Source organism: Tardiphaga sp. 768_D3_N2_1 (genome assembly GCF_052076105.1).
Taxonomy (GTDB): Bacteria; Pseudomonadota; Alphaproteobacteria; order Rhizobiales; family Xanthobacteraceae; genus Tardiphaga.
In genome coordinates, this window is the sequence record NZ_CP197245.1 from 5,121,115 (window position 1) to 5,147,140 (window position 26,026).

28 protein-coding genes are annotated in these 26,026 nt (G+C 60.5%); 11 read left to right on the plus strand and 17 right to left on the minus strand.

Annotated elements, in window-relative coordinates; translation table 11 throughout:
- Nucleotide 1: 1 nt before the first annotated feature.
- The 8 genes from flgC to motA all read right to left on the minus strand — a co-directional run bounded on the left by flgC (nt 2) and on the right by motA (nt 5,585).
- Nucleotides 2-418, minus strand: a complete 417-nt coding sequence (gene flgC / locus AB8A27_RS24020) for a flagellar basal body rod protein FlgC (RefSeq protein ID WP_092142034.1) — start codon at nt 416-418, stop codon at nt 2-4.
- An 11-nt stretch (nt 419-429) separates the two neighbouring features.
- Nucleotides 430-807, minus strand: coding sequence for a flagellar basal body rod protein FlgB (gene flgB, locus AB8A27_RS24025; RefSeq protein ID WP_092141368.1), 378 nt, complete (start codon nt 805-807; stop codon nt 430-432).
- A gap of 93 nt (nt 808-900) precedes the next feature.
- Nucleotides 901-1,977: a flagellar biosynthesis protein FlhB gene (gene flhB, locus AB8A27_RS24030; protein ID WP_441244074.1), complete on the minus strand. Its 1,077-nt coding sequence runs from the start codon at nt 1,975-1,977 to the stop codon at nt 901-903.
- Nucleotides 1,978-1,989: 12 nt separating this feature from the next.
- Nucleotides 1,990-3,027: a flagellar motor switch protein FliG gene (locus AB8A27_RS24035; RefSeq protein WP_441244075.1), complete on the minus strand. Its 1,038-nt coding sequence runs from the start codon at nt 3,025-3,027 to the stop codon at nt 1,990-1,992.
- Nucleotides 3,028-3,053: 26 nt separating this feature from the next.
- Nucleotides 3,054-3,446 carry a flagellar motor switch protein FliN gene (gene fliN / locus AB8A27_RS24040; RefSeq protein ID WP_441244076.1) on the minus strand — a complete coding sequence of 131 codons (393 nt, stop codon included), beginning with the start codon at nt 3,444-3,446 and terminating at the stop codon, nt 3,054-3,056.
- A gap of 33 nt (nt 3,447-3,479) precedes the next feature.
- Nucleotides 3,480-3,764: a hypothetical protein gene (locus AB8A27_RS24045; protein WP_441244077.1), complete on the minus strand. Its 285-nt coding sequence runs from the start codon at nt 3,762-3,764 to the stop codon at nt 3,480-3,482.
- A complete protein-coding gene (locus tag AB8A27_RS24050) occupies nt 3,745-4,680 on the minus strand; it encodes a FliM/FliN family flagellar motor switch protein (RefSeq protein ID WP_092141353.1) in 936 nt (311 codons plus the stop codon). The genes AB8A27_RS24045 and AB8A27_RS24050 overlap by 20 nt, the downstream gene beginning before the upstream one ends.
- Nucleotides 4,680-5,585, minus strand: coding sequence for a flagellar motor stator protein MotA (gene motA, locus AB8A27_RS24055; RefSeq protein ID WP_286144174.1), 906 nt, complete (start codon nt 5,583-5,585; stop codon nt 4,680-4,682). The genes AB8A27_RS24050 and motA overlap by 1 nt, the downstream gene beginning before the upstream one ends.
- A 154-nt stretch (nt 5,586-5,739) precedes the next feature.
- On the opposite strand from motA, the gene AB8A27_RS24060 reads away from it, so the two are divergent.
- The 3 genes from AB8A27_RS24060 to fliI are packed head-to-tail and all read left to right on the plus strand — an operon-like array spanning nt 5,740 to nt 8,654.
- The gene (locus tag AB8A27_RS24060; protein WP_441244078.1) at nt 5,740-6,522 is read left to right on the plus strand and encodes a DUF1217 domain-containing protein; all 783 of its coding nucleotides are present in this window, start codon (nt 5,740-5,742) and stop codon (nt 6,520-6,522) included.
- A 1-nt stretch (nt 6,523) separates the two neighbouring features.
- On the plus strand, nt 6,524-7,294 hold the full coding sequence (flgF, locus tag AB8A27_RS24065) for a flagellar basal-body rod protein FlgF (protein WP_441244079.1): 771 nt from the start codon (nt 6,524-6,526) through the stop codon (nt 7,292-7,294).
- Between the two features lie 28 nt (nt 7,295-7,322).
- Nucleotides 7,323-8,654: a flagellar protein export ATPase FliI gene (gene fliI / locus AB8A27_RS24070; RefSeq protein WP_441244080.1), complete on the plus strand. Its 1,332-nt coding sequence runs from the start codon at nt 7,323-7,325 to the stop codon at nt 8,652-8,654.
- Between the two features lie 15 nt (nt 8,655-8,669).
- Here fliI and hutH read toward each other — a convergent pair whose 3' ends face one another.
- Both hutH and AB8A27_RS24080 read right to left on the minus strand, forming a co-directional pair.
- Nucleotides 8,670-10,196 (minus strand): histidine ammonia-lyase, encoded by a 1,527-nt coding sequence (hutH, locus tag AB8A27_RS24075; RefSeq protein ID WP_441244081.1) that lies wholly within the window; start codon nt 10,194-10,196, stop codon nt 8,670-8,672.
- Nucleotides 10,197-10,355: 159 nt separating this feature from the next.
- On the minus strand, nt 10,356-10,685 hold the full coding sequence (locus AB8A27_RS24080) for a GCG_CRPN prefix-to-repeats domain-containing protein (protein WP_441244082.1): 330 nt from the start codon (nt 10,683-10,685) through the stop codon (nt 10,356-10,358).
- Between the two features lie 412 nt (nt 10,686-11,097).
- On the opposite strand from AB8A27_RS24080, the gene AB8A27_RS24085 reads away from it, so the two are divergent.
- Nucleotides 11,098-11,778 carry a spermidine synthase gene (locus tag AB8A27_RS24085; RefSeq protein WP_120287549.1) on the plus strand — a complete coding sequence of 227 codons (681 nt, stop codon included), beginning with the start codon at nt 11,098-11,100 and terminating at the stop codon, nt 11,776-11,778.
- 24 nt (nt 11,779-11,802) lie between these two features.
- Here the strand turns inward: AB8A27_RS24085 and AB8A27_RS24090 are convergent, their stop codons facing one another.
- Both AB8A27_RS24090 and AB8A27_RS24095 read right to left on the minus strand, forming a co-directional pair.
- Complete coding sequence (locus AB8A27_RS24090; RefSeq protein WP_441244083.1) at nt 11,803-12,063, minus strand: DUF3551 domain-containing protein; 261 nt, start codon at nt 12,061-12,063, stop codon at nt 11,803-11,805.
- A gap of 155 nt (nt 12,064-12,218) precedes the next feature.
- Nucleotides 12,219-13,208: a Bug family tripartite tricarboxylate transporter substrate binding protein gene (locus AB8A27_RS24095; RefSeq protein WP_441244084.1), complete on the minus strand. Its 990-nt coding sequence runs from the start codon at nt 13,206-13,208 to the stop codon at nt 12,219-12,221.
- A gap of 153 nt (nt 13,209-13,361) precedes the next feature.
- On the opposite strand from AB8A27_RS24095, the gene AB8A27_RS24100 reads away from it, so the two are divergent.
- Complete coding sequence (locus AB8A27_RS24100; RefSeq protein ID WP_441244085.1) at nt 13,362-13,775, plus strand: VOC family protein; 414 nt, start codon at nt 13,362-13,364, stop codon at nt 13,773-13,775.
- Nucleotides 13,776-13,896: 121 nt separating this feature from the next.
- Complete coding sequence (locus tag AB8A27_RS24105; protein ID WP_441244086.1) at nt 13,897-15,492, plus strand: AMP-binding protein; 1,596 nt, start codon at nt 13,897-13,899, stop codon at nt 15,490-15,492.
- A 12-nt stretch (nt 15,493-15,504) separates the two neighbouring features.
- On the opposite strand, the gene AB8A27_RS24110 is transcribed toward AB8A27_RS24105, so the two are convergent.
- The gene (locus tag AB8A27_RS24110) at nt 15,505-16,599 is read right to left on the minus strand and encodes an HD-GYP domain-containing protein (protein WP_441244087.1); all 1,095 of its coding nucleotides are present in this window, start codon (nt 16,597-16,599) and stop codon (nt 15,505-15,507) included.
- Between the two features lie 214 nt (nt 16,600-16,813).
- On the opposite strand from AB8A27_RS24110, the gene AB8A27_RS24115 reads away from it, so the two are divergent.
- Together AB8A27_RS24115 and AB8A27_RS24120 are read left to right on the plus strand one after the other, a co-directional pair.
- Nucleotides 16,814-17,155, plus strand: coding sequence for a hypothetical protein (locus tag AB8A27_RS24115; RefSeq protein ID WP_441244088.1), 342 nt, complete (start codon nt 16,814-16,816; stop codon nt 17,153-17,155).
- A 75-nt stretch (nt 17,156-17,230) separates the two neighbouring features.
- A complete protein-coding gene (locus AB8A27_RS24120) occupies nt 17,231-17,905 on the plus strand; it encodes a dienelactone hydrolase family protein (RefSeq protein ID WP_441244089.1) in 675 nt (224 codons plus the stop codon).
- 150 nt (nt 17,906-18,055) lie between these two features.
- Here the strand turns inward: AB8A27_RS24120 and AB8A27_RS24125 are convergent, their stop codons facing one another.
- From AB8A27_RS24125 to AB8A27_RS24140, 4 genes are all read right to left on the minus strand, one after another.
- Nucleotides 18,056-19,054 (minus strand): Bug family tripartite tricarboxylate transporter substrate binding protein, encoded by a 999-nt coding sequence (locus AB8A27_RS24125; RefSeq protein ID WP_441244090.1) that lies wholly within the window; start codon nt 19,052-19,054, stop codon nt 18,056-18,058.
- A 226-nt stretch (nt 19,055-19,280) separates the two neighbouring features.
- Nucleotides 19,281-19,907, minus strand: coding sequence for a polysaccharide biosynthesis/export family protein (locus tag AB8A27_RS24130; protein WP_092141311.1), 627 nt, complete (start codon nt 19,905-19,907; stop codon nt 19,281-19,283).
- A 182-nt stretch (nt 19,908-20,089) separates the two neighbouring features.
- Nucleotides 20,090-20,746: a peptide-methionine (S)-S-oxide reductase MsrA gene (msrA, locus tag AB8A27_RS24135; protein ID WP_441244091.1), complete on the minus strand. Its 657-nt coding sequence runs from the start codon at nt 20,744-20,746 to the stop codon at nt 20,090-20,092.
- A gap of 185 nt (nt 20,747-20,931) precedes the next feature.
- Complete coding sequence (locus tag AB8A27_RS24140; protein WP_092141306.1) at nt 20,932-21,246, minus strand: hypothetical protein; 315 nt, start codon at nt 21,244-21,246, stop codon at nt 20,932-20,934.
- Nucleotides 21,247-21,594: 348 nt separating this feature from the next.
- Between AB8A27_RS24140 and rpsT the strand changes: the two genes are divergently transcribed.
- The 3 genes from rpsT (at nt 21,595) to dnaN (ending at nt 25,881) form a co-directional block, all read left to right on the plus strand.
- Nucleotides 21,595-21,861, plus strand: coding sequence for a 30S ribosomal protein S20 (gene rpsT, locus AB8A27_RS24145; protein WP_068729934.1), 267 nt, complete (start codon nt 21,595-21,597; stop codon nt 21,859-21,861).
- Nucleotides 21,862-23,088: 1,227 nt separating this feature from the next.
- Nucleotides 23,089-24,522: a chromosomal replication initiator protein DnaA gene (gene dnaA, locus AB8A27_RS24150; RefSeq protein WP_441244092.1), complete on the plus strand. Its 1,434-nt coding sequence runs from the start codon at nt 23,089-23,091 to the stop codon at nt 24,520-24,522.
- A gap of 240 nt (nt 24,523-24,762) precedes the next feature.
- Nucleotides 24,763-25,881, plus strand: a complete 1,119-nt coding sequence (gene dnaN, locus AB8A27_RS24155) for a DNA polymerase III subunit beta (protein ID WP_089263411.1) — start codon at nt 24,763-24,765, stop codon at nt 25,879-25,881.
- Nucleotides 25,882-26,026 lie beyond the last annotated feature (145 nt).

Consider the following 26,026-nt stretch of genomic DNA (forward strand, 5'->3'; position numbering starts at 1 on the left):
CTTAGCTCCTCAGGAGATCGATGGTCATCGACACCATGGATCTCACTTGTTTGATGACCTGTAAGTTGGCCTCGAAGGACCGGTTGGTTTCCCGCATGTCGCCCATTTCAATCAGAGAATTGACGTTGGGCAGCTTCACGTAACCAGTCTCATCCGCGGCTGGATGACCTGGCTCATAGTCCACGCGGAACGGGGCCTGATCGGTTCCGACATCCTTGACCTTGACCATGCGCACACCAGCGGCGCGATCCATCTCTGCGGTGAAAGTTGTCGTCTTTCGGCGATAGGGGTCAGAGCCAGGCGTACGGCCGGTCGAATTGGCGTTGGCAAGGTTTTCCGACACGACGCGCAGGCGCGTCGACTGCGCTTCGAGGCCGGAACTTGCGATCTGAACAGATGCCTGCAACGGATCGATCATCGTCATTTTCCTCAGGTCTTCATGCTTGTCATGAACATGCGATGGAACGATTTCACGATCGCCGTATTCAGTGAGTAGTCGCGGTTGATATCGCCGGCCTTCAGCATTTCCTGCTCGAGACTGACAGAGTTGCCGGAGTGCACGGTCTCCCAGCTCTTCTCCTTGCGCATGCCCTGGGCTTCCACCGAAGAGCCGGTCGTGATGTGCGCCGGTGACGTCACCGTCACGGGTACGACCTTCGATTCAATGATCTTGTTGAACGGCTCGATGTCCTGCGCGCGATAGCCAGGCGTGTTCGCATTGGCGACATTCGCCGAGATTGCGGACTGTCGCAGCGACAGCCATCGCTCATGCGATGAGGCAACGTCGAAGAGATAGACGGGTCCCACTTATCCCCCAGGCATCCATGATTCCTTCATCATGGTTTACAAATGGAAACTTGTCCGAGGCTGGAGATGCGCATCACGACATGCGCGGGGCGCTTACGCGTTCGTCTTCTGCTTTCGCGAATGCAGGAAGTAGATGATTTCTGCGACAGGGCGGAAGAACTCCGACGGAATCATCTTGTCGATGTGCGCGACATCATACATCGAGCGCGCCAGCATCTTGTCTTCCACCACCGGAACACCATTCTTCTCGGCGATTTCCCTGATCTTCAGCGCGATCAGGTCCTGCCCCTTTGCAAGCACCGTCGGCGCAGCGTCTTCGCCCTGCTTGTATTTCAGTGCAATCGCGTAATGTGTGGGATTCGCGATCACCAGCGTGGCGCGCGGAACGGCCGCCAGCATCGATTTGCGGGCACGGTCGCGCGCCAACGAACGCAACCGCGATTTGACGATCGGATCGCCTTCAGCCTGCTTGAACTCGTCCTTGATCTCCTGCTTCGTCATGCGCAATTCGCGGCGCCAGTGGAAGCGCGCCCAGACGAGATCGAGCGACACCAGAACAATGGTCGCAATACTGATGGCGGAGACGAGCCGCATCGCGGTCGTCAGCACCAGTTCCGGAACGGCCGCCGGATCGCTAAACAATGCATTCACGGCCACGGCCTCCTCAGCCCGCAGGACGATCATCACGACCAGACTGATAGCGACGAACTTGAAGACCGACTTTCCGAATTCCACACGTCCCTGCGCGCCGAAGATTCTGCCCCAGCCTTTCGCTATCGAGATGCGCGAGGCTTCCGGCTGGATGCGATCGAACACAATTCGCGGTGCATTCTGCAGGAAAGATGATGCCAGCCCGGCCAGCATCAGGACGATAACAATCGGAATAACCAGTCCCGCCGCACTCATACCGACCGCGGAGAGCAACCCAATAGCATCCGTTCCATTCCGGATGCGGATACCCGATGGATCGTCGATCAATCGGGCTAAAGTGAATGTCAGTTTTCTGACGTTGTCAGTGGTCAGAAAGCTTTGAATAATCAATAGCGCGATCATAGAGGCGAAAATCGGTGCTTCGCGTGAGACCGGGATTTGGCCCTTCTCAACGGAATCACGAACCTTCTTCTCTGTCGCCTCTTCGGTTTTACTTTCCTTATCGGGTTCGTCAGACACAATGCTCTATCTTCAGGTGAATACCGGCTGATCTTCTTGATCGGGATTGAGTTCGATTTCGCCGCGTCCGGCCATATCGAGCGCAAGGTCGGTAATGGCGCGCCGCGCGTCCAGGATCTCGCGCTGATTCGCAGGGATACCGTTTGCCAGTTCGTGGTCCACCAGACGGCGGGTGCGCGAGGCGAGCGATGACAGAATGAGCTCGCGGAATGTCGCATCCGATCCCTTGAGCGCCATCACCACGCGGTCGGTCGGCACCTGATCGAAGATCAGCATACGCGCCTTGGCCGTCAGATTCACGATGTCGTCGAAGGTAAACAGCATGCCCTTCAGGATTTCGGCCGACTTCGGCCGCGATTCTGTGAGGTTCTTCAACGACTCCTCCATCTGCGTCCGCTCCATCTTATTGATGATGTCGGCCATCCGCGGATAGGTATCGGACGCGAGGTTGCGTGCGAAGTTGATCATGAAGTCTTCATGCATTGTCTTTTCGATAATGCTCATCGCATCTTCGACGACGGGCTTGAGACTGAGCATACGTCGCATCAGGTCGTGACGGATATCCGGCGGCAGATGACTCATCACGCGGGCAGCACAAGCCGGTTTCACGCGCGAGAGAATCAACGCCGCAGTTTGCGGATGCTCCTTGAGGAGATAGTTGGCGAGCAGACTCTCCGAGACGAGAGAGATGCGCTCCCACACCGACTTTGTCTTGTTGCCCAGAACTTCGGAAATGATGTCAGTGATCTGGTCCGGTGGCAGCACGCCATTCAGCAGCTTCTCCAACTCGCCGACTGTGCCGAAGATATTCGGACCTTCCGAGAAGTTCTGAGCGAATTCCTCGATAATCCCCTCGAGCTCAGGCCCTGAAATGGGTTTGAGATCGGCCGCCGCGCGCGTGACCAGCTTGATTTCTTCAGGATCGAACTCCCGAAGCAGGCCGCCCGAGAGCTCACGCCCCATGGCCAGCAGAAGAGCTGCCGCTTTCTCGGTGCCACCCAGCGGTTTGACGCTGGTGCCGGCGCGCTTAGCAGGTGCGTTGAATGCCATAAGAATATCTCTTTAGGAAAATCTCTTTAGGCGTCCGGATCCCCGGCCGCTCCTCCGACGATTTCCGTCAGCGATACACCGAAACGCGAATTTTCGTCTTCCACGACGACAACCGCGCCGCGCGCGACGATACGTCCGTTCACGACGACTTCGACGGGTTCACCCACGCGATGATCGAGCGGGATCACGGCACCGCGGCCGAGCTTCATGAGATCCGCGACCGGCATGGTGGCTGAGCCGAGCAGGACCTGCACCGTGACCGGAATGCGCAGGATGGGTTCAAGATTCGTCAGCCGGCTGGTTTCCTCGGCAGCGCGAGCCGCAAGATCTGCCAACTTGCCGAACGATGCGCCTTCGGTCTTGAGCGGATCGCTAGCGGATGCCGCGCTTACTGGATCAATATCGAATGGTTGCTTCATATCCCCTGCCTTCTTGAAAACTCAGATCTTGGTCTAGACCGGATTCTGCGCCGCCGTACGGGTGTCGATTTCCGCGATGGCCTTGCGCGCCTCGTCGATCTTGTCGCCGAGGGCCTGGACCATTTGCCGCCCCTCCGAACTGAACTCGCGAACCATCACCACCATGTCGTCCACCGTCTCATTGGTCTTCCCGACCACGGCGGTGAACTCTCCCTGATGCGCGCGCAACTTCACGAGCTCACGATGCATCTTGGTGACGCGGATGCTCGTGAAGAGCAGAGCTGCGAAAAGGATGATGTCAACGAGATAGGATACCATCGATGAATTCCCGTTTTTGGTCGGCCGATTCCTTGACCTGCAGCGAGTAAACGCCGTTCATCTGGCCGAGTTGGCACCAGAACAGACGTTGATCATTACATTCGAGGCGAACCATGGTGTCCGGCGTGGCATTGAGCTTGAGCACCTGGCCGACGTGAAACTTCGCAACCTCGCCGAGAGTGAACGGCCGTTCCTCGAGAACGGCCTTCAGCACGACTTCGGTTCGCTTGATCTCGCTATGCAGCTGACGGCTCCAGTTCGGATCGGTGGACGCCGATTCGCCGGATACGATCTGCGACAGTGCCTGCCGGATCGGATTAAGCGCTGCGTGAGGAATGACGATGAACATCTCGCCGCCGCGATCGAGACCCTGCAGCAGGATCTTCGCGCACACGGCCATATTGTTGAGACGGCCGATCGCGAGATAATCCATGCGCGTCTCGACGCGTTCCAGGCTGAACGTGACCTCGGAAGCGCGGTCGAAGGACGATTGCAACGCCTTGCCGAAGCGCTCGAACAGCGACTGCGCAACGTGCATCTCCACATTCGAGAATACCCGTGGCATGTCGAGCGGCGGCTCCGCACCGTCGGCGCCGAACAGGAGCTCGATCATCGTATAGACGAAATCGCGATCGAACCCGATCAGGATACGGGCGTCCCATGCTTGGGCATAGAAGACCGCGGCAATGGCTTCGCCCTCATAGCGATCGAGGATATCGGAGAGACGATCGCTGCCCACGCTGCTCAGCGAGAAATAGGACTGCGACGGCGACATCGATCGCAGGCTTTCGGCGCAGAGATTCGTCATCTGGTCGAAGATCACATGCAGCATCGGCATGCGTTCGACGGAAATTCCGGCCGCCCCGAGGAGTTGATCCGATCCCTGATCCACGCGGCCCGACTTCACCTCTGACATCAAGCCCGCGCTCCCGCCTTCGCCGCCGGTTCAGCGGGCGCCGCTTTTGCAGGACCGCCCGAGATGGTTTCGCTTTCGACCACATCGATCGACGGCCGCTCGGCGGGACCGATCATCTTGCGGCCGTGCTCGATGGCAATCTGCGGCAATGCCCCATTCATGAAAGCCAGCAAGGATTGTTTGACGATCACATACATGCGGGCGCGCTGCTCACGCACCAGCTTGATCTTGTGGGCGAGCGGCGCGACAAGGCCGTAGGACAGGAAAATGCCCGCAAAGGTGCCAACCAGCGCGGCACCGATAAAGCCGCCGAGCAGTTTCGGAGACTGGTCGAGCGCGCCCATCGCCTTGATGACGCCGAGCACCGCGGCGACGATACCGAGCGCCGGCAGGCCTTCGGCGACCATCATCAACGAACCATATGGCTTCATCTTGCTGCGAACGATGGTTTCGATTTCCTCGTCCATCAGCGCTTCGATCTCATGCGGCCGCGCGCTGCCCATGATGATCAGGCGGAAGTAGTCGCAGATGAAGTGCAGAAGCGGCTCATTGGCGAGAATGGTCGGGAAGGCGGTGAATATTTCCGACGATGATGGATCGTCGATATGGGCCTCCACCTCGTTACGGCCCTTGTTCCGCACTTCACGCATCAACGAATGCAAAAGCCCGAGCAAATCGAGGTAATGGCGCTGCTTCGGTACCGCGACCGTCAACGCCTGCACGGTGGCGCGGCCGGTGTCGACTACGGTTTTCCAAGGATTCGCAATGACATAGGTGCCCAGCGACATCCCCATGATGATGACGAATTCCCAGGGCTGCCATATCACGCTGAGATGACCGCCCATCGCGGTGAACCCGCCGATCAGACTGGCGAGTGTGATTATGACACCAAAGAGAATGCTCAAGCGCACCGCTCCAAATTGAGGATGCAATTCACTTAGGCAACGATGCTTGCACGAGGCTGACATCGGGCTGCGGCGGCCAGCCCCGCGCAAGCTTGTCCGGGGAGTTTGAGGCCAGTCTCGCTCTATGCGCCCGCAGACTGGGAACCCATTTCTGATGCTCTCGACAATCGCAAGCTACCAGCTGATCTCCAAGAACATCGTCAAATCGCTGCAACAGACGATGGAGAAGCCGGACGTGTCGAAGGATACGGAGTACTACCTGTCCCACATCCGCGATGTGAAGACGATCGACGAATTCGTCGGTGATTATCGGCTGTTCAGCTATGCCATGAAGGCCTACGGGCTGAGCGACATGACCTATGCCAAGGCCTTCATGCACAGGGTTCTCACGGAAGGTGTCGCCAGCGCGACCACGTTTGCCAACAAACTCTCCGACACCCGCTATAGCGAGTTCGCAACCGCGTTCGACTTCGCCAAGCTGGGTGACAAGGCGACGGGTACGACCGCCGCGCAGGTCGGCACTGTCGAGAAATATGTTCGGCAGCAACTCGAGGAAGATGCCGGATCGCAGAATGAAGGCGTGCGTCTGGCACTCTACTTCGAGCGCAAGGCGCCCAAGATCACCAACATCTATCAGATTCTCGCGGATCCAGCGCTACTCAAGGTCGCTCAGATCGCGCTGGGCGTCTCATCGATGACCTCGATGGCGGATGTCGACAAACAAGCGAATATGCTCAGCGCGAAAATCGACATCACGGATTTCCGGACCCCCGAGAAACTGCAGAAGTTCCTGCAGCGTTTTTCGGCGATGTGGGAGACGGAGAACGGAACGTCCACCGCACAGTCGACTCCAAGCATCCTCATCACGCAACCGCTCGAAATGGGCCTCAGCACGGATGTGCTGACCACCCTGCAGAACCTGAAACTCGGACAATAAAATGCAATCAGCGCTCTATGTCAGCCTCTCGGCCCAGGTCTCGCTCGAGAAGCGGCTCGAAACCATCGCGAACAATATGGCCAATATGAAAACGGCCGCATTTCGTGCCGATGCCGTGAAATTCGAGACTGCTATGTCGCGCGCCGCGACGCAGGCAGTCGCCTTCTCCTCGCCCGGCGAGAATTTCATCTCGCGCAAGGAAGGCGCCATCACACAGACCGGCAATACACTGGACGTCGCTGTTGTCGGGAATAGCAGAGCCGCTTACCCCGGCGGAACCGATCCAGGCCACACGACCTGGATGGCGTTTTCCGGCCCGAACGGTACTGTCTATACGCGCGACGGCCGCATGCAGATCGATATCAACGGACAGCTCCAGACCCTCACCGGCTATCCCGTGCTCGATTCGGGCGGCACGCCCATCATCGTCGATCCCGATGCTGGCCCACTCACGATCGTCCGCGACGGCACCATTTCGCAGGGCCGAATCCAGGTCGGTCAGCTTGGTCTGTTTGACATTCCCCCGGACGCAAAGCTGGAGCGATTCGGAACTTCGGGCGTGATTCCCAGCAAACCGGCGACCGCCGCGCTCGATTTCGTTACGGTGGGCTTTCAGCAGGGCTACGTCGAGGGATCGAATGTCGATCCTCTGACCGAACTCACGCAGATGATGACCGCGCAACGCACCTTCCAGAGCGTCAGCTCATTGATCGACAACTCCGAAGGCACAATGCAGAGCGCCATTCGCACGCTGGGCGATCCAAAAGCCTGATGCCTGACGTGACCGGCGGGAGAGCTCGATGAACGCGCTTGAAAAACTCGAATCGACCATCGCGACCCTGCGCCGGGACGTGCCCACGGTTCGTGTCGGCGGCATGGTGTCCGAGGTGACGCCGACGCATTTTCGCGTCTCCGGCCTGTCGCGCTATGTCAGGCTCGGTGAATTGATCGGACTGGAGATCGACAAGCAGGTTCATCTCGGTGAAGTCGTGCGAATCGATAATGATGGCGTGACGGCCAAACCGTTCGATTCCCACTTTGCTGCCGGCCTCGGCGTTCCCGCTTTCCGAATGCCTCCCAAGACACTGTCCCCCCACCCGGCCTGGAAGGGCCGCGTCATCAACGCACTCGGTGAGCCACTGGATGGCGCCGGCGACATGCCGGTCGGCGAGCGCGAGATGCAGACGGACGCCAATCCTCCGCCGGCCATGAGCCGCTCGCGCGTCAGCAAGCCACTGCGCACCGGCGTTCGCGTCGTGGATCTCTTTACCCCGCTTTGCGTCGGCCAGCGCATCGGCATTTTCGCCGGTTCCGGCGTCGGCAAGACCACGTTGCTCTCGATGCTGGCGCGTAGCTCCGGCTTCGACACGGTCGTTACCGCGCTGGTTGGCGAGCGTGGCCGCGAAGTGCGTGAATTTCTCGAAGAAGCGCTGGTGCATCACAAGTCGCGAGCCATCACGGTCGTCTCGACCAGTGACGAAAGCCCGATGATGCGGCGGCTTGCGCCGAAGACGGCGATGACGATCGCCGAATATTTCCGTGATCGCGGCGAATCGGTGCTGCTGATCGTCGATTCGATGACGCGCTTCGCCCATGCATCGCGCGAAGTCGCGCTCGCCACCGGCGAGCCGGCGATCGCACGCGGCTACGCGCCAAGCGTCTTCAGCGAACTCCCACGACTGCTGGAGCGTTCAGGACCGGGCCTCGAAGGTCAGGGCTGCATCACCGGCGTCTTTGCCGTGCTGGTCGATGGCGACGACCACAACGAGCCCGTGGCGGATACGGTGCGCGGCACGCTGGACGGACATATCATACTGGACCGTGACGTGGCCGATCAGGGCCGCTATCCGGCCGTCAATGTGCTGTCATCGGTCTCGCGCCTCGGCCAGCATGTGTGGTCGCCGGAGGAAGCCAATCTGGTCCGCAAGCTGCGCGCCATGATCGCGCGTTTCGAGGACACCCGCGACCTCCGCCTGATGGGCGGCTATCAGCCCGGCCGCGACAATGAACTGGACCAGGCCGTCCAGCTCGTGCCCAAGATCTACGACGTGTTGCAACAGCATCCGACCGATCCGTCCTGTGCTGAGCCATTCCAGGAATTGCTGAGCGTGATCAAGACTGCAATCGGCTAACTGCTCTCCCGCGCCCTAGACACCCGGGATCACGTCGAGATTCGCTGCCGCGACGATCGCGCCGGATCGCACGAGGCGAAGCGATTTCTGGATGTCGTCGTGAAAATATCGGTCATCGTCGAGATGAGCCACCTCGGTCCGGATGCATTCGCGAACGCTTTCCAGATGATCGCTGGACTTGAGCGGCGCATGGAAATCACAGCCTTGCGCGCCCGCCAGCAGCTCGATGGCAATGACGGCCATCGCATTCTCGATCATCGGCAGCAGCCGGCGCGCCGCGTGGGCAGCCATCGAGACATGATCTTCCTGATTGGCCGATGTCGGAATCGAATCGACGCTGGCCGGATAAGCCCGCTGCTTGTTCTCGGATACCAGCGCCGCCGCCGTCACCTGTGCGATCATGAAGCCGGAATTAAGCCCCGGCTTCGGTGTCAGGAACGCGGGCACACCGGACAGCACCGGATCCACCAGCATGGCGATCCGACGTTCAGAGATCGATCCGATCTCGCAGATCGCAAGCGCCATCATATCCGCCGCAAAAGCAACCGGCGCCGCATGGAAATTGCCACCGGAGATCGCGATATCGTCGTCGGCAAAGACCAGAGGATTATCAGAGACGCCATTCGCTTCAGTGAGAAGCGTCGTGGCCACCTGTCGCAAAACGTCCAGCGCGGCACCCATCACCTGCGGCTGACAGCGGAGGCAATAAGGATCCTGAACACGGACGTCGCCAGTGCGGTGCGACTCCCGAACCGCGCTGCCGGCGAGAAGTTCCTTCAATGCCTGGGCCGATACGATCTGCCCTTCATGCTTGCGCAGTTGATGGATGCGTGGATCGAACGGCGTATCCGAGCCACGCGCGGCATCGGTGGACAAGGCACCACTGACGAGCGCTGTCTTGAAAAGAATTTCAGCCTCGAACAATCCCGCAAGCGCATAGGCCGTCGAGAACTGCGTGCCGTTCAGCAGCGCCAGTCCTTCCTTGGCCTGCAGCTCGATCGGCTGCAGCCCCGCACTGGCGAGCGCCTCCGTCGCCGGCAATCGCCCGGACTTCGTCAGCGCCTCGCCGACGCCAATCATGACCGACGCCATATGCGCGAGCGGGGCCAAATCGCCGGAAGCACCGACTGATCCCTGCGCGGGCACGATGGGCGTGATGTCATGCGCAATCATGGCGCCAAGCAACTGGACCGTCTCCATGCGGACGCCGGAGAAACCCTGCGCCAGGCTCGCAAGCTTGAGGCACATCATCAGCCGCACCACCGGCGCTGGCGCCGGATCGCCGACACCAACGCAATGTGACAGCACGATGTTTTTCTGCAGGGCCGTGATGCTTTCGGCTTCTATGCCGACATGAGCAAGCTTTCCGAAGCCTGTATTGATGCCATAAACGGGTTCGCCCTTGCCGACGATCCGGGCAACTGCCTCAACACTGGCATTGATGCGGGGAATACAGCTCTCATCGAGAACCGGCACGGCACCCCGATAGATCGACCGCCAGTCCGCCAGCGTCACCGCACCTGGTGTGAACCGCATCGTCATAAAAGCGCCTCCAAGCATCCGTTGATGGCCCAAGGCAACACATTCAACGCTGCGCTTCAATGTTTGCGCGCAACAAAAAGGCCAGCCTTGCGGCTGGCCTTTCAGCTGATCGACTGTCAGATCGTGCGCTGCGACGTGCGACGCAGCGTCACGTTTGGCTTATGGCTTCCAACCGCCGCCCGGCAGGTTGCCGTGATAAGGCGTGTTGCGGCAGTGGCCCCACGGACCGCGCCAGTAACCGGGAGGGCAGCCATTACCCATCACCGGAGCTTCCTGATAGTAACCGCCCGGGAGCGGGCCGTAATAGGGCGTATAGCGGCAGCCGCCATAGGGACCGCGCCAGCCGTTCGGACCGCAGCCACCCGCGACCGGGATCACATGCGCTTCGACAGCGATGCTTTGGCCCATCATCGGCGCAGCACTTGCCTGTGTCGAGACGATAAACATGGCGACGAGACATGCCGCCATCAGGTGCAGAATTCTGGTCATTCTATTCCTCTCGATGAGTTGAAGATCATTCGGCCCCGACGAAAGCGTCTTCGTCTTGCCGCGCAACGCGCAACCCGAAGATGCATTGGTCTTCATTCTGCTTAGAAGCACCAGATACCGTTTGCAATTCCGTTCTATCAAGGCATCGGTACAACTCGTTCGGTTAGTTATCCGCCCGTTAAAAACGGCGAATGGAGCTGCCGAGCGAAGTACTCTCTTTAAAAAAGATGCAGCGATATGTTGAAGCTATTCCGGGGACCGGAACCCCGCGTCTGATCGCGCGGTGCAATTGAAAGTCCTGCGACACGAGCGAACTCAATTGCTGTAGCGCCTTGCATGATAGGCGAGTTGCGCAGAACTCGGTTCTCGCGCTACCACCTGCCACCGCGCAATCGCTTGATGAAAGACACCCGTGCTTCCCTGGAAACTGATCGATACAACCGAAGTACCCGGCGGCGGCGTGCCGCTACGCCTGATGCAGCGTGGGCACGAGTTCACCATCAAGCTCGGCCAGAACGAGCTAATGAGCAGTCGGCTGTTCGGCTCCGAGGAAGCGCTGGCGACGCTCACCTGCTTTCGCCTCAAGGACATGAAGGCGCCGCGGCTTTTGATCGGCGGCTATGGCATGGGCTTTACATTGCGCGCTGCGCTAAAGGTGCTCGGCCCGAAAGCGAAGATCACCGTGGTCGAACTGGTACCCGCAATCGTCGCCTGGGCGCGTGGCCCAATGGCCGAGCTATCTGGCGACAGCCTGAGCGATCCGCGTGTGGAGATTGTCGAAGGCGATGTCGTTAAAGCCATCGCCGGTGCACGCGGCAAGTATGATGCGATCCTGCTCGACGTCGATAACGGGCCCGAGGGCCTGACGCGAAAATCGAACGATGCACTCTATGACCTGAAAGGGTTGCGCGCGGCCCAGGCCGCGCTCAGTCCGGGCGGCGTACTGGCCGTCTGGTCGTCATTTCCATATGACAAATTCACGGCACTGCTCGGCAAAGCAGGCTTCAACGCCGAGGAAATCAAGATCCGCGCCACCGGCACACGCGGTGGCGCCCGTCATGTCATCTGGCTGGCGACGAAGCCAAAAACATAGCCGTCGCCGCCATGAAGATGGGCCTTAATAGGCAACCGAACGCCGACTGCGGCGCGGCTCGCCGTAAGGCTGCGGACTGAACGCCAGACGCGGATTGACGATGCAATCGACGCCGCGCCCCGATGCGGTGGCCTGGCACGCTTCATAGCTCGGATAGGAGCAATCGGTCCCGAAGGCCTGCGACTGGATGCAATAGGGATAGGCCGGAGCAGCAATGGCAGGGCCAGAAGCCAGAGCCGAAACACCACCAAAAGCGAGTACGGCCAGCATCAGATTACGCATCATGTCTTTTCCTCCGCGGTAGCGGTCCTGTGACGTCTCCAGAAAGCAACAGAGCCTGCGGATGAACGTTCCCGCAGGCTCCGGCACATCCCGGTCTCGTGATCGCGCACTTACACAGGCGCAATCACGAGGGTTGGACACGATAGTGCCGCATGGGTTCATTCGACCTTAAGACCAGCAGCCTTGACCACTTTCTCCCACTTCTCCGTCTCCGCGACGATCATCTTGCCGAACGCCTCCGGCGGCCCGATCAGCGGATCGCCCCCGAGATCAATCAGCTTCGCCTTGATTGCCGGCTCAGCCAACACCTCGTTCACCGCGGTGTTCAGCTTCGCAATGATCTCCGGCGGCGTCTTCTTCGGCGCGCCCATGCCGAACAAAGCGCTGGCCTCATAACCCGACACGGTTTCCGCAACGGTCGGGACATCGGGCAACAGCGGCGACTTCTCGGTGGTCGTCACCGCCAGCGCACGCAGATTGCCGGAACGGATGTGCTGAATGATCGACGGCATATTATCGAAGATCAACTGCACCTGACCGCCCATCATGTCGGTGATCGCAGGCGCGGCGCCGCGATAGGGCACATGCTGCATCTTGGCGCCCGACATCATCATGAACATCTCACCGGAGAGATGTACCGAAGTGCCGTTGCCCGACGAGGCGAGATTCACCTTGCCCGGATTGGCCTTCACATAGGCGATGAATTCGGCAACGGTCTTTGCGGTGATGTCCTTGTTGACTGTCATCACATTGGCCGTGCGGTGGAACGCAGCCACCGGGGCAATGTCGCGCACGAAATTGAAGCTCAGCTTCGGATACAGGGTCGCGTTGATGTAGTTCGCCGGATTGACCAGCAGCACGGTGTAGCCGTCGGGCTCCGCATTGATGACGGATTCGGTGCCGATATTGTTGCCGGCGCCCGGCTTGTTCTCGACAATGAACTGCTGACCGAGCTTTTCCGACAGCCGCTGACCGATCAGGCGGGCCAGAATGTCGGTGGCGCCGCCGGGCGGATAGCCAACCACGAAACGCACCGGCCGCGTCGGATAATCCAGAGCAAGCGCCGAGCTGACAGGAACGACGGTCGATGACACGAAAGCAGAAAAGCCCAGCGCAATCAGACCGATCGCGGCGCGACGTGAAGTCATATTTTATTCCCTCCGGCTGCCGCAACTTTGCGCGCGGTCAGCGTGTGTTGAATTGACAACGCCCGTATCTACCAAACAATTCAACTATCGGCCAGTGCGACACACCTGCGGCACCAGCCCAAAGAAACGTCAAGGCAAAGCCAAGGACCATTCATGCCCCTCACCGTCACGGCCCTCGATCATCTCGTCCTCAACGTCGCTGACGTCCAGCGCTCTGCCACCTGGTATCAAAGCGTGCTGGGTATGGAGGTGAAGGTGTTCGATCCCGGTCCGGGCAAGTTGCCGCGCACATCGGTGAGTTTTGGCGCGCAGAAGATCAATCTGCGACCGATCGGCGCCGATAAGGTCGAGTGGTTTACGGCCGACCACGAGAAAGCGGGCAGCGATGACCTCTGTTTTCTCACGGCATCACCGCCCGACGCGGTGATCGCGCATCTCGGCGCCTGCGGCGTCGCCATCGAGGAAGGTCCGGTGGCTAAACAGGGCGCGCGCGGCACCTTGCGCTCGGTTTATTGCCGGGATCCCGATGGTAGCCTGATCGAAATTTCATCTTACGAAATAGGCTGATCCTGCAGGCCGGGGCGGTTTGCGCCGCGCCGCCGCCGATGGCACAACATCCTCCGCAAAAACAAAAATAGGAAAGCCGTACCGCGCAAGCGGTCCTCGAGCGGTTTTCGACGGAGGATACATGCCCCACCAGCCCGCCACGAAGCCCGTCATGATTCCCGGCTCGATCGGCCCGTTCGACGGCATGGATGTGCCGTGGCTGCTGCGCATGCGTGCGGAAACGCGGCGCGATCACCCCTTTATTATCTGGTCGCCATTCGATGCACCTGCGCGGCCATGGACCTATGGCGAATTTCACGATCGCGTCGGCGCACTGTCCGCAGGACTTGCCAGACGCGGCATCGTCCAGGGCGACTATGTGCTGATCCACCTCGATAACTGCGTCGAGATGCTGCTGGCCTGGTTCGCCTGCGTCGAACTCGGCGCCATCGCCGTCACCACGAATACCCGTTCGTCGGTTGCGGAGATCGAATATTTCGCCGATCATTGCGGCGCAGTCGCCGCAATCACCCAGCCATCCTATGCCGAGCTTGTCGCCACCAATTGCCGCAAATTGCGCTGGATCGCGGTGACATCCCACAACGCCGGCACATCGTCTGAAGGGCACACCGTCGGCAAGGCCGAGCGGTTCGAATCCCTGTTCGCCGACAGCGCCGAGCGCCCGCGCCGCCCTGTCGATCCCTGGGCGCATTGCAGCGTGCAATATACGTCGGGCACCACGTCGCGGCCCAAGGCCGTGCTATGGACCCATGCCAATGCGCTGTGGGGTGGCAAGGTGAACGCGGCGCATCAGGACCTGCATGCGTTCGATACGCATATGACCTATCTGCCGCTATTCCACACCAATGCACTGGCCTATTCGATGCTCGCGACACTGTGGGTCGGCGCCTCCATCGTGCTCCAGCCGCGCTTCTCCGCGCGCCGGTTCTGGTCCGTCGCTACCGAACATCGCGCAACCTGGCTTTCGACAATCCCGTTCTGCATGAAAGCGCTCCTCGAACATGAAGTGCCGAAGCATCATTTCCGAATGTGGGGTGCGTCGTTCTGCGATCCGCCGGCCTTCGCCAAATTCGGCGTCAAGATCATCGGTTGGTGGGGCATGACCGAGACCATCACCCACGGCATCATCGGCGAGGTCGATCAGCCCAATACGCCCATGGCCATCGGTCGCGCCGCAACCGAATACAGCATCCGCGTCACCAATGACGACGGCACGCCGACCGCCGTGGGCGAGACGGGCAATCTCACGATCAAGGGCATTCCCGGCCTGTCGCTGTTCAAGGAGTATCTGCACAACGAGGCCGCAACCTCAGACAGTTTCGACGCGAACGGCTTCTTCATCACTGGCGACCGCGTCACGCTACTCGAGCGTGGCTATATCAAATTCGGCGACCGCGCCAAGGACATGCTGAAGGTCGGTGGCGAGAACGTTGCCGCATCGGAAATCGAACAGATCGTCATCACGGTGCCCGGCGTTCGCGAAGCCGCCGTCGTCGGCAAAAAGCATCCCATGCTGGATGAAGTGCCCGTGGTTTTCATCATTCCGCATGCCGGCGTGGCAAATGCACCGCCGGTGCTGCATGACAATGTCATAGCAGCCTGTAAAAGCGGATTGGCGGATTTCAAGGTGCCGCGCGAAATCCATTTCGTCGACGAGATGCCGCGTTCGACGCTGGAAAAGGTCGCCAAGGCGGAGCTGCGCAAGCTGCTCGCCTGAGACGAACCTCGCTTATGCGCCGAGGGCTACCGGGCGGAATACCTGTAGCAGTTGCTGGTCGATCTTGTCGCCCATCTGCTCCATGATCTCGAACGCCTTGGCATGCGTGAAAGCCATGCGATAGGCGCGCCGTTCAACCAGAGCTGCGTGGATGTCGACGATGGTCATCAAGCGCACGATGTCGCTGATCTGGTCGCCAGCCAGCGCATCGGGGTAGCCGCTGCCATCCAGGAATTCGTGGTGATGCAGCACCACGTCGAGCATCTCGCGCGGAAAACTACCTTGCGCGACCAGTGCCTCGAAGCCGAGACGCGGATGCTTGCGGATTTCGAGCGTCTCTTCCTCGGTGAGCTTGCCCGGCTTGTCCAGGATCGCGACCGGGATGAAGGCCTTGCCCACATCATGGACAAGGGCTGCGCGTGTGAGACGGCGCTGATCTTCGTCGCGCATGCCGAGATGCTGCGCAAAGGCCACCGCGAAACCCGTCACGAACAGGCAGTGACGATAGCTGTGATTGTGATGACGGCCGACGGCGGCCAGCCATTCGCGCAGCGACGTGCGCTTGATGGCCTTCAGAATCTGGTTCTCGGCCTGCATCACGTCGTTGAAGGTGAGCGGCACGCCGGCGGGCAACTTCTCGAATATTTTGACCATCACCGCATGGGCGGCTTCGACGCCACGATTCAGCGCCTTGCCGCGGGTGGAGAAGTCTTCGTCATGCGGGTTCGGGAATGCAGCACGGATGCGTTGCATGACGCCGCGTGCATCGAACGGCCGCGCAATCGTATCGGTGGCGCCAAGCGCCCAGGCCTGCATCGATCCGTGATGCAGCGAGTCAGCCAGCACGAACAGGCGCGGTATCGCTTCATAGGATTTGTGGCGCAGCTTGTTGCGCACCCGCTGCACGGCCTCCGCCGAGCGCAGATTGATATCGACCACGATACCCGACAGCTCGCCGGGCGGCATCTCCGGAATGGCCGACGTTGGGACAACATCGACTTCGCCGACCTTCTGCAGAATATCGACGAGTTCGCTGCTGCTATCGCTGCGGTCCGATGCCAGAAGCAGTCGGCGGCGCGCCGGCGATTGTTTGACTGAAGCGGTCATATGCCCTCGATCTATTGCGACGAACGGGCCGCAAGCAGGACATACATACCTCGAAACTCGGTTCCTGAAGCTTAATGGGTATTGTTAATGCTTCCTGATCGGGGCCGGGAAGCTTTCATTCCGGCGGATAGCGCTATCAGTCAGTTAGGGCCTTCGTGAAAACTTTAAGCAATGCCGCCTTGCGCCGGTATCCGATCCGGAAAACAATCGCGCCATGAAGATTTCCGCATTTATCGCTGGCTTCGCGGCTGCCCTCGCCCTGGCACCTCCCGCATATTCGCAGCCTGGCGGAACCGCGCCGGATTTGCCCTTCACCGCCACGCTGTCAAACGCCACCCCGCTGGCCTTCGGCATGGCAACGGCTGAAGCCGCCCGCGCCCTGGATACGCCACTGGCCTATATCAGCGGCCGGCCGGGGCATGAGATCTATCTGGCGATCCGTACCTTCGGCGGCAGCGGCTTCTTCGATCGCCGCGACCGCCTCTATCTCCAGTTTCGCAAGGGACGCCTGACCGGCTGGAAGGGCGACTGGGGCCGGAACTGGATGTGGCAATAGCCGCTTTGTGAGTGGACCAGCACTGCCGTCCGCGCCAAACAGACCTCACCCCTCAACAACGATATGGAATACCCCGTGGGACAAGATATCACGCTGACCGCATCTGACGGCTTCAAACTCGGCGCCTACCGCACCCAGCCTGAGGGCAAGCCCAAGGGCGCCGTGGTGGTGATTCAGGAAATCTTCGGCGTGAACAACCATATCCGCACGATCTGCGATCGCTTCGCCGTGCAAGGCTATGTGGCGGTGGCGCCCTCGATCTTCGATCGCATCGAGCCCAATTTCCAGTCCGGCTACTCGCCCGAGGAAGTAGCCATCGCCCGCAAGTTCGTTGCCAATCCGGATTGGCCCGCGATGCTGCGCGATACCCAGGCCGCGATCGATTCAGTGAAGGATGTCGGCAATGTCGGCATTATCGGCTTCTGTCTCGGTGGCAGCGTCGCCTTCGCCGCTGCCACGAAATTGACCGGCCTCAGCGCCGCCATCGGTTATTACGGTGGCGCTATCGTCCGTTTTGCCGACGACAAGCCGACCGTGCCGACACAACTGCATTTCGGTGAAAAGGATCACGGCATTCCGCTCTCGGACGTCGAGACCATTCGCGCCAAGCGACCCGATGTCGAGATCTTCGTTTATGACGGCGCCGAACATGGCTTCAATTGCGACCAGCGCGCCAGCTACAACAAAGCCAGCGCCGACCTCGCCAGGGAGCGCAGCCTGGGCTTTCTCGCCAAACATCTGGTGAAGTAGGAGACGCGACCGCGTCTCTCCTCGTCATACTTCTGGTGTCATCGCCCGGGCGATCCATTATGCCTTGTCACCAGGGCTGATCACGATCCCTTGCGTTTACTGACCACCCGATTTCGCGGGTGGTCAGAGCCGAGACCGGCCCGGGCCAACTTACTCGCCCTTGACGCCTGCGGTCTTTGCCACCGTCGCCCAGCGATCGAAGTCGCGGCGCAAGCTCTTCTCAAACGACTCGGGGCTGTCACCGACGGGAACGAGATTAACCGCCTGCAGGCCGGCGGTCCCTTCCGGCGAATTAATGATGCGCCCCAGCTCGGCGGACAATTTGTTCACGATGTCCTTCGGCGTCGCTGCAGGCACGAAGATGCCGACCCAGCCTTCAGCCTCGAAACCGGGATAGCCGAGTTCAGCCATGGTCTGCACATTCGGCAGCTTGGGCTTGCGCTTCTCGCCGCCCACGGCGAGCGGACGGATCTTGCCGGCTTCGAGCTGCGGTCCGGCCGTGGTGAAGTCGAGGAAGGCCGCCGTGACCTGATTGCCGAGCAGATCGTTCAAGAGCGGCGCCGCACCGCGATACGGCACGTGGGTCATATCGATGCCGGCATTCTTCTTCAGGAGCTCACCATAGAGATGCGACGTGGTGGCATTGCCGAACGTGCCGTATGGATATTTGCCGGGGCTCGCCTTGGCGAGATCGACCAGCTCCTTCACGGATTTCATCGGCTGTGCCTCGGGAACGACGAGCACGATCGGGGAGATCGCGACCTGCGTGACCGGCGCGAGATCCTTGAATGCGTCGTAAGGCAGTTTCGACATCAGGCTTGGCGCCTGAATGATCTGCGTGATGGCAACGAGCACCGTGTAACCGTCGGCCGGAGCCTTGGCGGCAAAGTCGTTGCCGATCACGCCACCGGCGCCCGGCTTATTGTCGACCGTGACGGTCTGCTTCCAGGATTCTTGCAGCTTTTGCGCCAGCAGGCGCGCGGCGACATCGGTGGCACCACCGGGCGCATAGGGCACGACGAAAGTGATGCGCCGATCGGGATAGGATTGCGCCGTCTGCGCAGATGCTTGCGACGACACCGCTCCCAGCGCCACGATGGCTGCCAGAGCGACGCCGCGCATGGCCTTGATCGACGGACTCGTCTTCATCTATTCCCCCTCCAAATCTGATTGCGCCGACATAGCGGCGCTCCGGCGAGTTGGCCTCGCTTGCCCATTGCTTACAGTGCGGAAGACGATTCTGATACAGCGCAGCGCGTGTCGTGACGCCGATGCGCCCATACATCGCAGCCTTTAATTATCGGGAGCACGTCGACCTATTCCGCAAAGCGGAGAAAATCACGCCTGAGGTGACGACGGCGCTTGATACGCGCGATCAGAACCAGCGTTCGCTGACCAGCACAGTATCGCCGGGATTGATCGGCGTACCCAACGGCACTACGGCGCGATACGAGCCCTCGATAGTGGTGTGGGTCAGCGTGACTTCGTCACGCTTGGCGCGCGGTGAGAAACCGCCGGCAATGGCGATCGCGCTCTCGACGCTCATATTGGGCACGTAAGGATACTGTCCGGGAGCGGCGACTTCACCGAGAATGAAGAACGGACGGTAGGCTTCGATTTCGACAGCCACCGACGGTTCACGAATGAATCCGTTACGCAGGCGACCGGTGATGCTCGCGGCCAAGGCAGCGGGTGTCATGCCGCGCGCTGGCACGCGGCCGATCAGCGGCATGGTAATCGCGCCACCGGCATCGATGGCGTAGGAATTGGTGAGACCTTCCTGGCCATAAACCACGACGCGCAGCTTGTCGCCGGCATCGAGCTTGTACTGCGCATCATAGGTCGAGACCGGGGGAGCATAAGCAACCGGCACTGCTGCCGGCCCGTAACCCGGGCGACCGTAAGCAAGGGTATCGAGATCGGCAGCGGGCGCAACCACTGCAACAGGACCCGGTCTCCGCATGCAGCCGGACAATGCCAGCGCGGCAACCGCGACAATCATGGGCAGACGAAACGCGCGGGCAGACGACACTGGACATATCCCTCATAGAGGCAGCTTCGGTTCTGGCCTGTTATGGTTAAAATTCCGTTGTCATGGCCTTCCATCAGGCAGCAAAAACCCGCCTCCGGGAATTCCGAAAGCGGGCTTTTGACGTTGTTTATCTACACTTAGCCGTGGTCAGGTCAGGCCGTGACGCCGACCCCGATCGGGCAGGACACACCGGTGCCGCCGAGACCGCAATAGCCGCCAGGATTCTTCGCCAGATACTGCTGGTGATAGTCCTCGGCGAAGTAGAAATTCCCGGCCGGCGCGATCTCGGTGGTGATGGTGCCGAGGCCCTTCGCCGACAGCGCCTTCTGATATGCCGCCTTCGACGCGGCAACGGCATCGCGCTGCGCGTCATTGAAGGTGTAGATCGCGGAACGATATTGCGAGCCGATATCGTTGCCTTGGCGCATGCCCTGGGTTGGGTCGTGGCTTTCCCAGAACGTCTTCAGGAGTTGCTCGTAGGAAATCTTCTTCGGATCGAAAACGACCAGCACCGCTTCGGTGTGACCGGTACGGCCCGAGCAGGCCTCTTCATAGGTCGGGTTCGGCGTGAAACCGCCGGCGTAACCGACCGCCGTCGTATAGATGCCATCACCGAGCTCCCAGAACTTGCGCTCGGCTCCCCAGAAACAGCCAAGCCCAAACACCGCCCGCTCAAGGCCTTCCGGATAGGGTGGCTGGATGTTGCTGCCATGGACGAAGTGATGTTTGGCAGTGGGGATCGGCGTATCGCGACCGGGCAACGCTTCGGCAGCGGTCGGCAATGCAGTGGTTTTACGCATGAACAGCATGGATCATCTCCCTGCGCGCTCGCGAACGAAGTGGACTCCGGTTCGCTGGACGAACACGCACCTCTGAGGGCCAACAACGCCGTGCCGACAGAACCGGATTCACTCCTGCCGCGGCGCGTATCTCAAGTGGCAATATAGGTATCTACGACGGAAACGGCAGGTCTGTTACGCCACTGGTGCGCCGTTCAGTTCCGCGAATAACCGATCAGCGGCTTGCTTGGCCGGAACAGCAGCATCAGCACGATGCCGAGCACGCCCATGACGGCCCAGGCCGGCTGGTTGAGCAGCAACTTGAGAAGCCCGCTGAGAAAAGGCGCATTGGCATCGATCAATGCCTGGAAAGAGCGCTGGCTGGCCTGATTGATGTCGTTCCAGAACTCCCCGAGCCGGGTCAGCCGCAACGCCTGATCGGCAATCGAGCGTGCACCGTCATAGACCAGGAATACGAACCCACCAGCCAGCAGTAACAGCCCTATCAGGCGGAAAAACCCGCGGATCATCCGAATCCCCTCATCGCTCTCACCCCCGGCAATACCGGGCAAACCCGAGAAATTCAACCTCTTCAGCAACTTAACCGCCGCTCTGTGGCTGTTTTCCGTCCAAAAGCACAGCCGGAAAGCGTTGACGGTGGAAATTGGGCACTCTATAAGGAGCGCCAATGGCGGTGGGCGCAATCCCGCCGCCGCTGTTCTTTGAGCGGCGCGCCCCGTGAGTTGCGTGAGCTTTGCCGCTCCGGGGATAGCATTTTCAGGAACACCCCGGAAACAGATCAGCGTTGGCCGCAGTCGAGCGGCAAACGTCAATCAGCCCGGCGCCCGAGACGGGACGCTGCTGAAGGATAGTGAGATATGGCCAATACGACCTCCGCCAAGAAGGCGACGCGCAAGATTGCCCGCCGCACCATCGTCAACAAGTCCCGCCGCACCCAGATGCGCGGTGCAGTCCGCACCGTTGAGGCGGCGATCAAGAGCGGCGACCGCGAAGCGGCGCTGAAGGCAATGAAGCTCGCCGAGCCTGAACTGATGAAGGCTGCTCAGCGCAACCTCGTTCACAAGAACCTCGCGAGCCGCAAGGTCTCGCGCCTCGTTCATCAGATCGCGAAGCTCGCGCAGTAATCTGACGACAACATTCTTTCTAAAAGCCCGGCTTCGCGCCGGGCTTTTTTATGCCGCAATGCGCTCGCGCTATCGCGTCACAAATTCTGATGAAGCGCAAAGACGGCTGCATGCTTGCATGATGCGTGTCTCGTCATGTCTCTTCAACGACACGGCAGGAACAGACAACGCATCAAAGCGAGCCCCAATCCGCTCTATTGCTTGCGTCAGCGCGATTCCGAAAAAGCAAGCGCCTCTCGCCGCGATACTGAGTCCGATGTCTAGGGTTACCCTGACTCAACGCACAGAAAAAAACGCGCGGCACTAATCACTTATCGGCATAGCGAAGCGAACCAGTTTGAAAACGAGGACTCGCTGCCTTCATTCGTAAATGAATTATGAATTTCTTTTTTCGCTGGATCGAATCTGCAACGGCACTGTCACATTACGATTCAGCGCGTTGATTCAAAACCTTGACGCATCGTCAAAAAAATCACGACGCGTTCCGCGCGGCGCAAGTGAGGCTTTTGCGGGGCATCTCAAAAATGATTCCGTTGCGAGAAACCGGGCGTGCTGTATTTCTTAAATCACTCGCGGCGCCCGCGGTTCTTGAGATCAGAGCGATTTAAGAACCAGGACGGACCTTAGGATCAGCGACGGTCTTCAGGTTAGCGACACCTTCCAAGCTTTGATCGGATCGCAGCCCATAGCAATATGGGAAGGGTTGTTCTGTGTCGAAATTTCTCGGGCATCCATTCGGATGCTTTGAAAAGAAATGCGCACCGGCCAATCGCAACCAGCAAAGCTGACGGTGCGGAAGTAAGCGGGCAGGCGAGCGGGCAAGACGACGACACGGGAATGCGACTGAACGAGTTTCGATGTTCAGCGTTGCGGACTGACTTTGAACCACATGTGAACTGACATCTTGCCGCGAGCGACCGCGGCGAGCGGGGGAGGACTTATGCGCAAATCGACCACGACAGCATTCCAGCGACAGCGATCTGCGTCTCGTTCAGATATGGCGGCGACCCGCACCTCCGCCCACGCTCCCGACAGACCGTCCAGTACGCGCTGACCTCGCGACGAGGTCCTCTTCGACATCACTGATCTGATCTCGGCCGGAAGGCCGTTTGCGGAGCTGTGCCCGAGGACGACGCGTCACACGAGGTCACCCCGCGTCTTCATACGCGGACATTCAATCGGCAGCGGTGTGCCGGACACTTACTCTATCTGAAAAGCTCTCTGACAATGGCTAATATGGAACAGGATCACTGGTCTCGCGTGAAAGGTCGGCTGCGGTCGACGGTTGGCGAAGACGTTTACTCCAGCTGGTTCGCGCGGATGGATCTCGAAAGCGTGCAGGACGACAGCGTCCATCTTTCGGTACCCACCCGATTCCTGAAGAGCTGGATCCAGGCCCACTATGCCGAGCGCGTGCTGAACGCCTGGCAGGCCGAAATGCCGCAGGTTCATCGCGTCGATCTCACCGTGCGTTCGGCGATGCGCAACGTTGCGCCCGCGAACAAGGAAGCCGTCGCGCCAGCCGAAGCACGCCGCACCGAAACGTCCACCAACCGCCCGGCACCCGAACTCCGCGCCACGGCCACCGCGCCGGTGTCCGCAAGCCATGAAGCACTCGGCGGCTCGCCACTCGATCCCCGCCTGACCTTTGCGAGCTTTGTGCTCGGCCGCGCCAACACGCTGGCCCACGCCGCCGCACGTCAGGTGGCGGAAGGTCGTCGCGGCGATCCGGTGATGTTCAATCCGCTCTATATCCATGCCGGCGTCGGCCTCGGCAAAACTCACCTCTTGCAGGCCGTGACCTGGGCCGGCAATTCCAGCCCCGACCGCAAGGTGCTGTATCTCACCGCCGAGAAGTTCATGTACGGCTTCGTCGCTGCGCTGAAGACCCAGACGGCGCTCGCCTTCAAGGAAGCGCTGCGCGGCATCGACGTGCTGGTGATCGACGATCTCCAGTTCCTGCAGGGCAAGACCACGCAGGCCGAGTTCTGTCACACGCTGAATGCACTGATCGATGCCGGCCGCCAGGTCGTGATCGCCGCCGATCGCCCGCCGTCGGATCTGGAAAGCCTCGACGAACGCGTGCGTTCGCGCCTCGCCGGCGGTCTCGTCGTCGAAATGAGCTCGCTCGGCGAAGAGCTGCGCCTGGGCATCCTGAAATCGCGCGTTGCCGCCGCCCGTGCGCATCACGCCTCATTCGACGTGCCGGAGCCGGTGCTGGATTATCTGGCCCGTACCATCACCCATAACGGCCGCGATCTCGAAGGCGCGATCAATCGCCTGCTGGCGCATTCGAAGCTGAATGCTACGCCGGTCACGCTGGAAATGGCCGAGCGCGAAGTACGCGACCTGATCCGCCCGCAGGAGCCGAAGCGCATCAAGATCGAGGACATCCAGCGTGTCGTCGCGCGCCAGTACAATGTCAGCCGGTCCGACCTCCTGTCGTCGCGCCGCACCGCGAATGTCGTGCGCCCCCGCCAAGTCGCCATGTATCTGGCCAAGACCCTGACGCTGCGCTCGCTGCCGGAAATCGGCCGCCGCTTCGGTGGCCGCGATCACACCACCGTTCTGCATGCCGTACGCAAGATCGAGGCGCTGGTCGGCAAGGACGTGGCCCTGCAGGACGAGGTCGAAACGCTGAAGCGCCAGCTGCAGGAGTAAAGCGTCCCGTCCCGGCGCGCCGAAGCGCGCACCGGGGGCAGGACGGGGGTGTTAACCGTCAAAACTGGGGGCCGGAAGCGCATCTCTCTTGCGCTTCCCGGCCATCCACGCCACCTTGCGGTCCCCCGCGGGATTGAGCAAAATCCACTTGATCGAGCTTGCGGGTGTCATCGCCGCGGCGCCCGTTCGGGCTGCCGGGCATTTCCACACGACACCGGATTGAATCGGGCGGGTTTTGTTATGAAGGTCACCGTCGAACGCGCGCAACTCCTGAAGTCGCTGAGCCACGTGCATCGCGTGGTCGAGCGCCGCAACACGATTCCGATCCTGGGCAATGTGCTGATCCGCGCCGAAAATGCCCGGCTGTCGCTGAAGGCCACCGACCTCGACCTTGAAGTCACGGAAACCCTGGCCGCCGAAGTCGGCACCGCCGGTTCCACCACCGTACCTGCGCATATGTTCTACGACATCGTCCGCAAGCTGCCGGACGGCTCGCAGATCGTGCTCGAAGCCGATGGCGACCGCTCGGTGATGGCGATCCGCGCCGGCCGGTCGCGCTTCACCCTGCAGACGCTGCCGGAGAATGATTTCCCGGATCTCGCCGCCGGTGAGATGACGCATTCGTTTGCGCTGCCCGCCTCCGACGTCAAGCGCCTGATCGACCGTACGCAGTTTGCGATCTCCACCGAAGAGACCCGCTATTATCTCAACGGCATTTATCTCCACGCCGCCGGCACCGCGACCGCAGCAACCCTGCGTGCCGTCGCCACCGACGGTCATCGTCTGGCTCAGATCGACCTCAAACTGCCCAAGGGCGCCGACGGCATGCCGGGCGTCATCGTGCCGCGCAAGACGGTTGGTGAAGTGCAGCGCCTGATCGAGGATCTGGAAGCCGAGATCACCATCGAGCTGTCGCAGGGCAAGATCCGCTTCACGCTTGGCAATGTGGTTCTGACCTCGAAACTGATCGACGGCACGTTCCCGGACTATGGCCGCGTGATCCCGCAGAACAACGACAAGGAACTGGTGATCGACAAGAAGGATTTCGAGAACGCCGTCGACCGCGTCTCGACAATCTCCAGCGAACGCGGCCGCGCCGTGAAACTCGCGCTGTCGGCGGGCAAGCTGGTGCTGTCGGTAACCAATCCGGATTCCGGCAGTGCGACGGAAGAGCTCGAGGTCGAATACGCCTCCGACGCGCTCGATATCGGCTTCAACTCGCGCTACCTGCTGGACATCGCCGCCCAGATCGAAGGCGAAGTCGCCGTACTGCGCCTCGCCGATCCAGGCTCGCCGACGCTGGTGCAGGACAAGGACGCCAAGGGTGCCCTCTATGTGCTGATGCCAATGCGGGTGTGAGGCCCCTTCTGGCGCCGCATAGACTCACTAGATGTCGTCATGGCCGGGCCTAACGCGAAGCGTTGCTTCGCTCGATGTCCCGGCCATCCACGTCTTAACGGCCATTCCGCAAGGGCGTGGATGCCCGGCACATCGAGCGAAGCAG

Excerpts from the sequence above, each read along its gene's own strand:
- flgC (WP_092142034.1), bottom strand. The coding sequence starts at position 418 with ATGATCGATCCGTTGCAGGCATCTGTTCAGATCGCAAGTTCCGGCCTC.
- AB8A27_RS24035 (WP_441244075.1), bottom strand. The coding sequence starts at position 3,027 with ATGGCATTCAACGCACCTGCTAAGCGCGCCGGCACCAGCGTCAAACCG.
- fliN (WP_441244076.1), bottom strand. The coding sequence starts at position 3,446 with ATGAAGCAACCATTCGATATTGATCCAGTAAGCGCGGCATCCGCTAGC.
- AB8A27_RS24045 (WP_441244077.1), bottom strand. The coding sequence starts at position 3,764 with ATGGTATCCTATCTCGTTGACATCATCCTTTTCGCAGCTCTGCTCTTC.
- AB8A27_RS24050 (WP_092141353.1), bottom strand. The coding sequence starts at position 4,680 with ATGTCAGAGGTGAAGTCGGGCCGCGTGGATCAGGGATCGGATCAACTC.
- AB8A27_RS24060 (WP_441244078.1), top strand. The coding sequence starts at position 5,740 with ATGCTCTCGACAATCGCAAGCTACCAGCTGATCTCCAAGAACATCGTC.
- flgF (WP_441244079.1), top strand. The coding sequence starts at position 6,524 with ATGCAATCAGCGCTCTATGTCAGCCTCTCGGCCCAGGTCTCGCTCGAG.
- fliI (WP_441244080.1), top strand. The coding sequence starts at position 7,323 with ATGAACGCGCTTGAAAAACTCGAATCGACCATCGCGACCCTGCGCCGG.
- hutH (WP_441244081.1), bottom strand. The coding sequence starts at position 10,196 with ATGACGATGCGGTTCACACCAGGTGCGGTGACGCTGGCGGACTGGCGG.
- AB8A27_RS24080 (WP_441244082.1), bottom strand. The coding sequence starts at position 10,685 with ATGACCAGAATTCTGCACCTGATGGCGGCATGTCTCGTCGCCATGTTT.
- AB8A27_RS24090 (WP_441244083.1), bottom strand. The coding sequence starts at position 12,063 with ATGATGCGTAATCTGATGCTGGCCGTACTCGCTTTTGGTGGTGTTTCG.
- AB8A27_RS24095 (WP_441244084.1), bottom strand. The coding sequence starts at position 13,208 with ATGACTTCACGTCGCGCCGCGATCGGTCTGATTGCGCTGGGCTTTTCT.
- AB8A27_RS24100 (WP_441244085.1), top strand. The coding sequence starts at position 13,362 with ATGCCCCTCACCGTCACGGCCCTCGATCATCTCGTCCTCAACGTCGCT.
- AB8A27_RS24105 (WP_441244086.1), top strand. The coding sequence starts at position 13,897 with ATGCCCCACCAGCCCGCCACGAAGCCCGTCATGATTCCCGGCTCGATC.
- AB8A27_RS24110 (WP_441244087.1), bottom strand. The coding sequence starts at position 16,599 with ATGACCGCTTCAGTCAAACAATCGCCGGCGCGCCGCCGACTGCTTCTG.
- AB8A27_RS24115 (WP_441244088.1), top strand. The coding sequence starts at position 16,814 with ATGAAGATTTCCGCATTTATCGCTGGCTTCGCGGCTGCCCTCGCCCTG.
- AB8A27_RS24125 (WP_441244090.1), bottom strand. The coding sequence starts at position 19,054 with ATGAAGACGAGTCCGTCGATCAAGGCCATGCGCGGCGTCGCTCTGGCA.
- AB8A27_RS24130 (WP_092141311.1), bottom strand. The coding sequence starts at position 19,907 with ATGATTGTCGCGGTTGCCGCGCTGGCATTGTCCGGCTGCATGCGGAGA.
- msrA (WP_441244091.1), bottom strand. The coding sequence starts at position 20,746 with ATGCTGTTCATGCGTAAAACCACTGCATTGCCGACCGCTGCCGAAGCG.
- AB8A27_RS24140 (WP_092141306.1), bottom strand. The coding sequence starts at position 21,246 with ATGATCCGCGGGTTTTTCCGCCTGATAGGGCTGTTACTGCTGGCTGGT.
- rpsT (WP_068729934.1), top strand. The coding sequence starts at position 21,595 with ATGGCCAATACGACCTCCGCCAAGAAGGCGACGCGCAAGATTGCCCGC.
- dnaA (WP_441244092.1), top strand. The coding sequence starts at position 23,089 with ATGGCTAATATGGAACAGGATCACTGGTCTCGCGTGAAAGGTCGGCTG.
- dnaN (WP_089263411.1), top strand. The coding sequence starts at position 24,763 with ATGAAGGTCACCGTCGAACGCGCGCAACTCCTGAAGTCGCTGAGCCAC.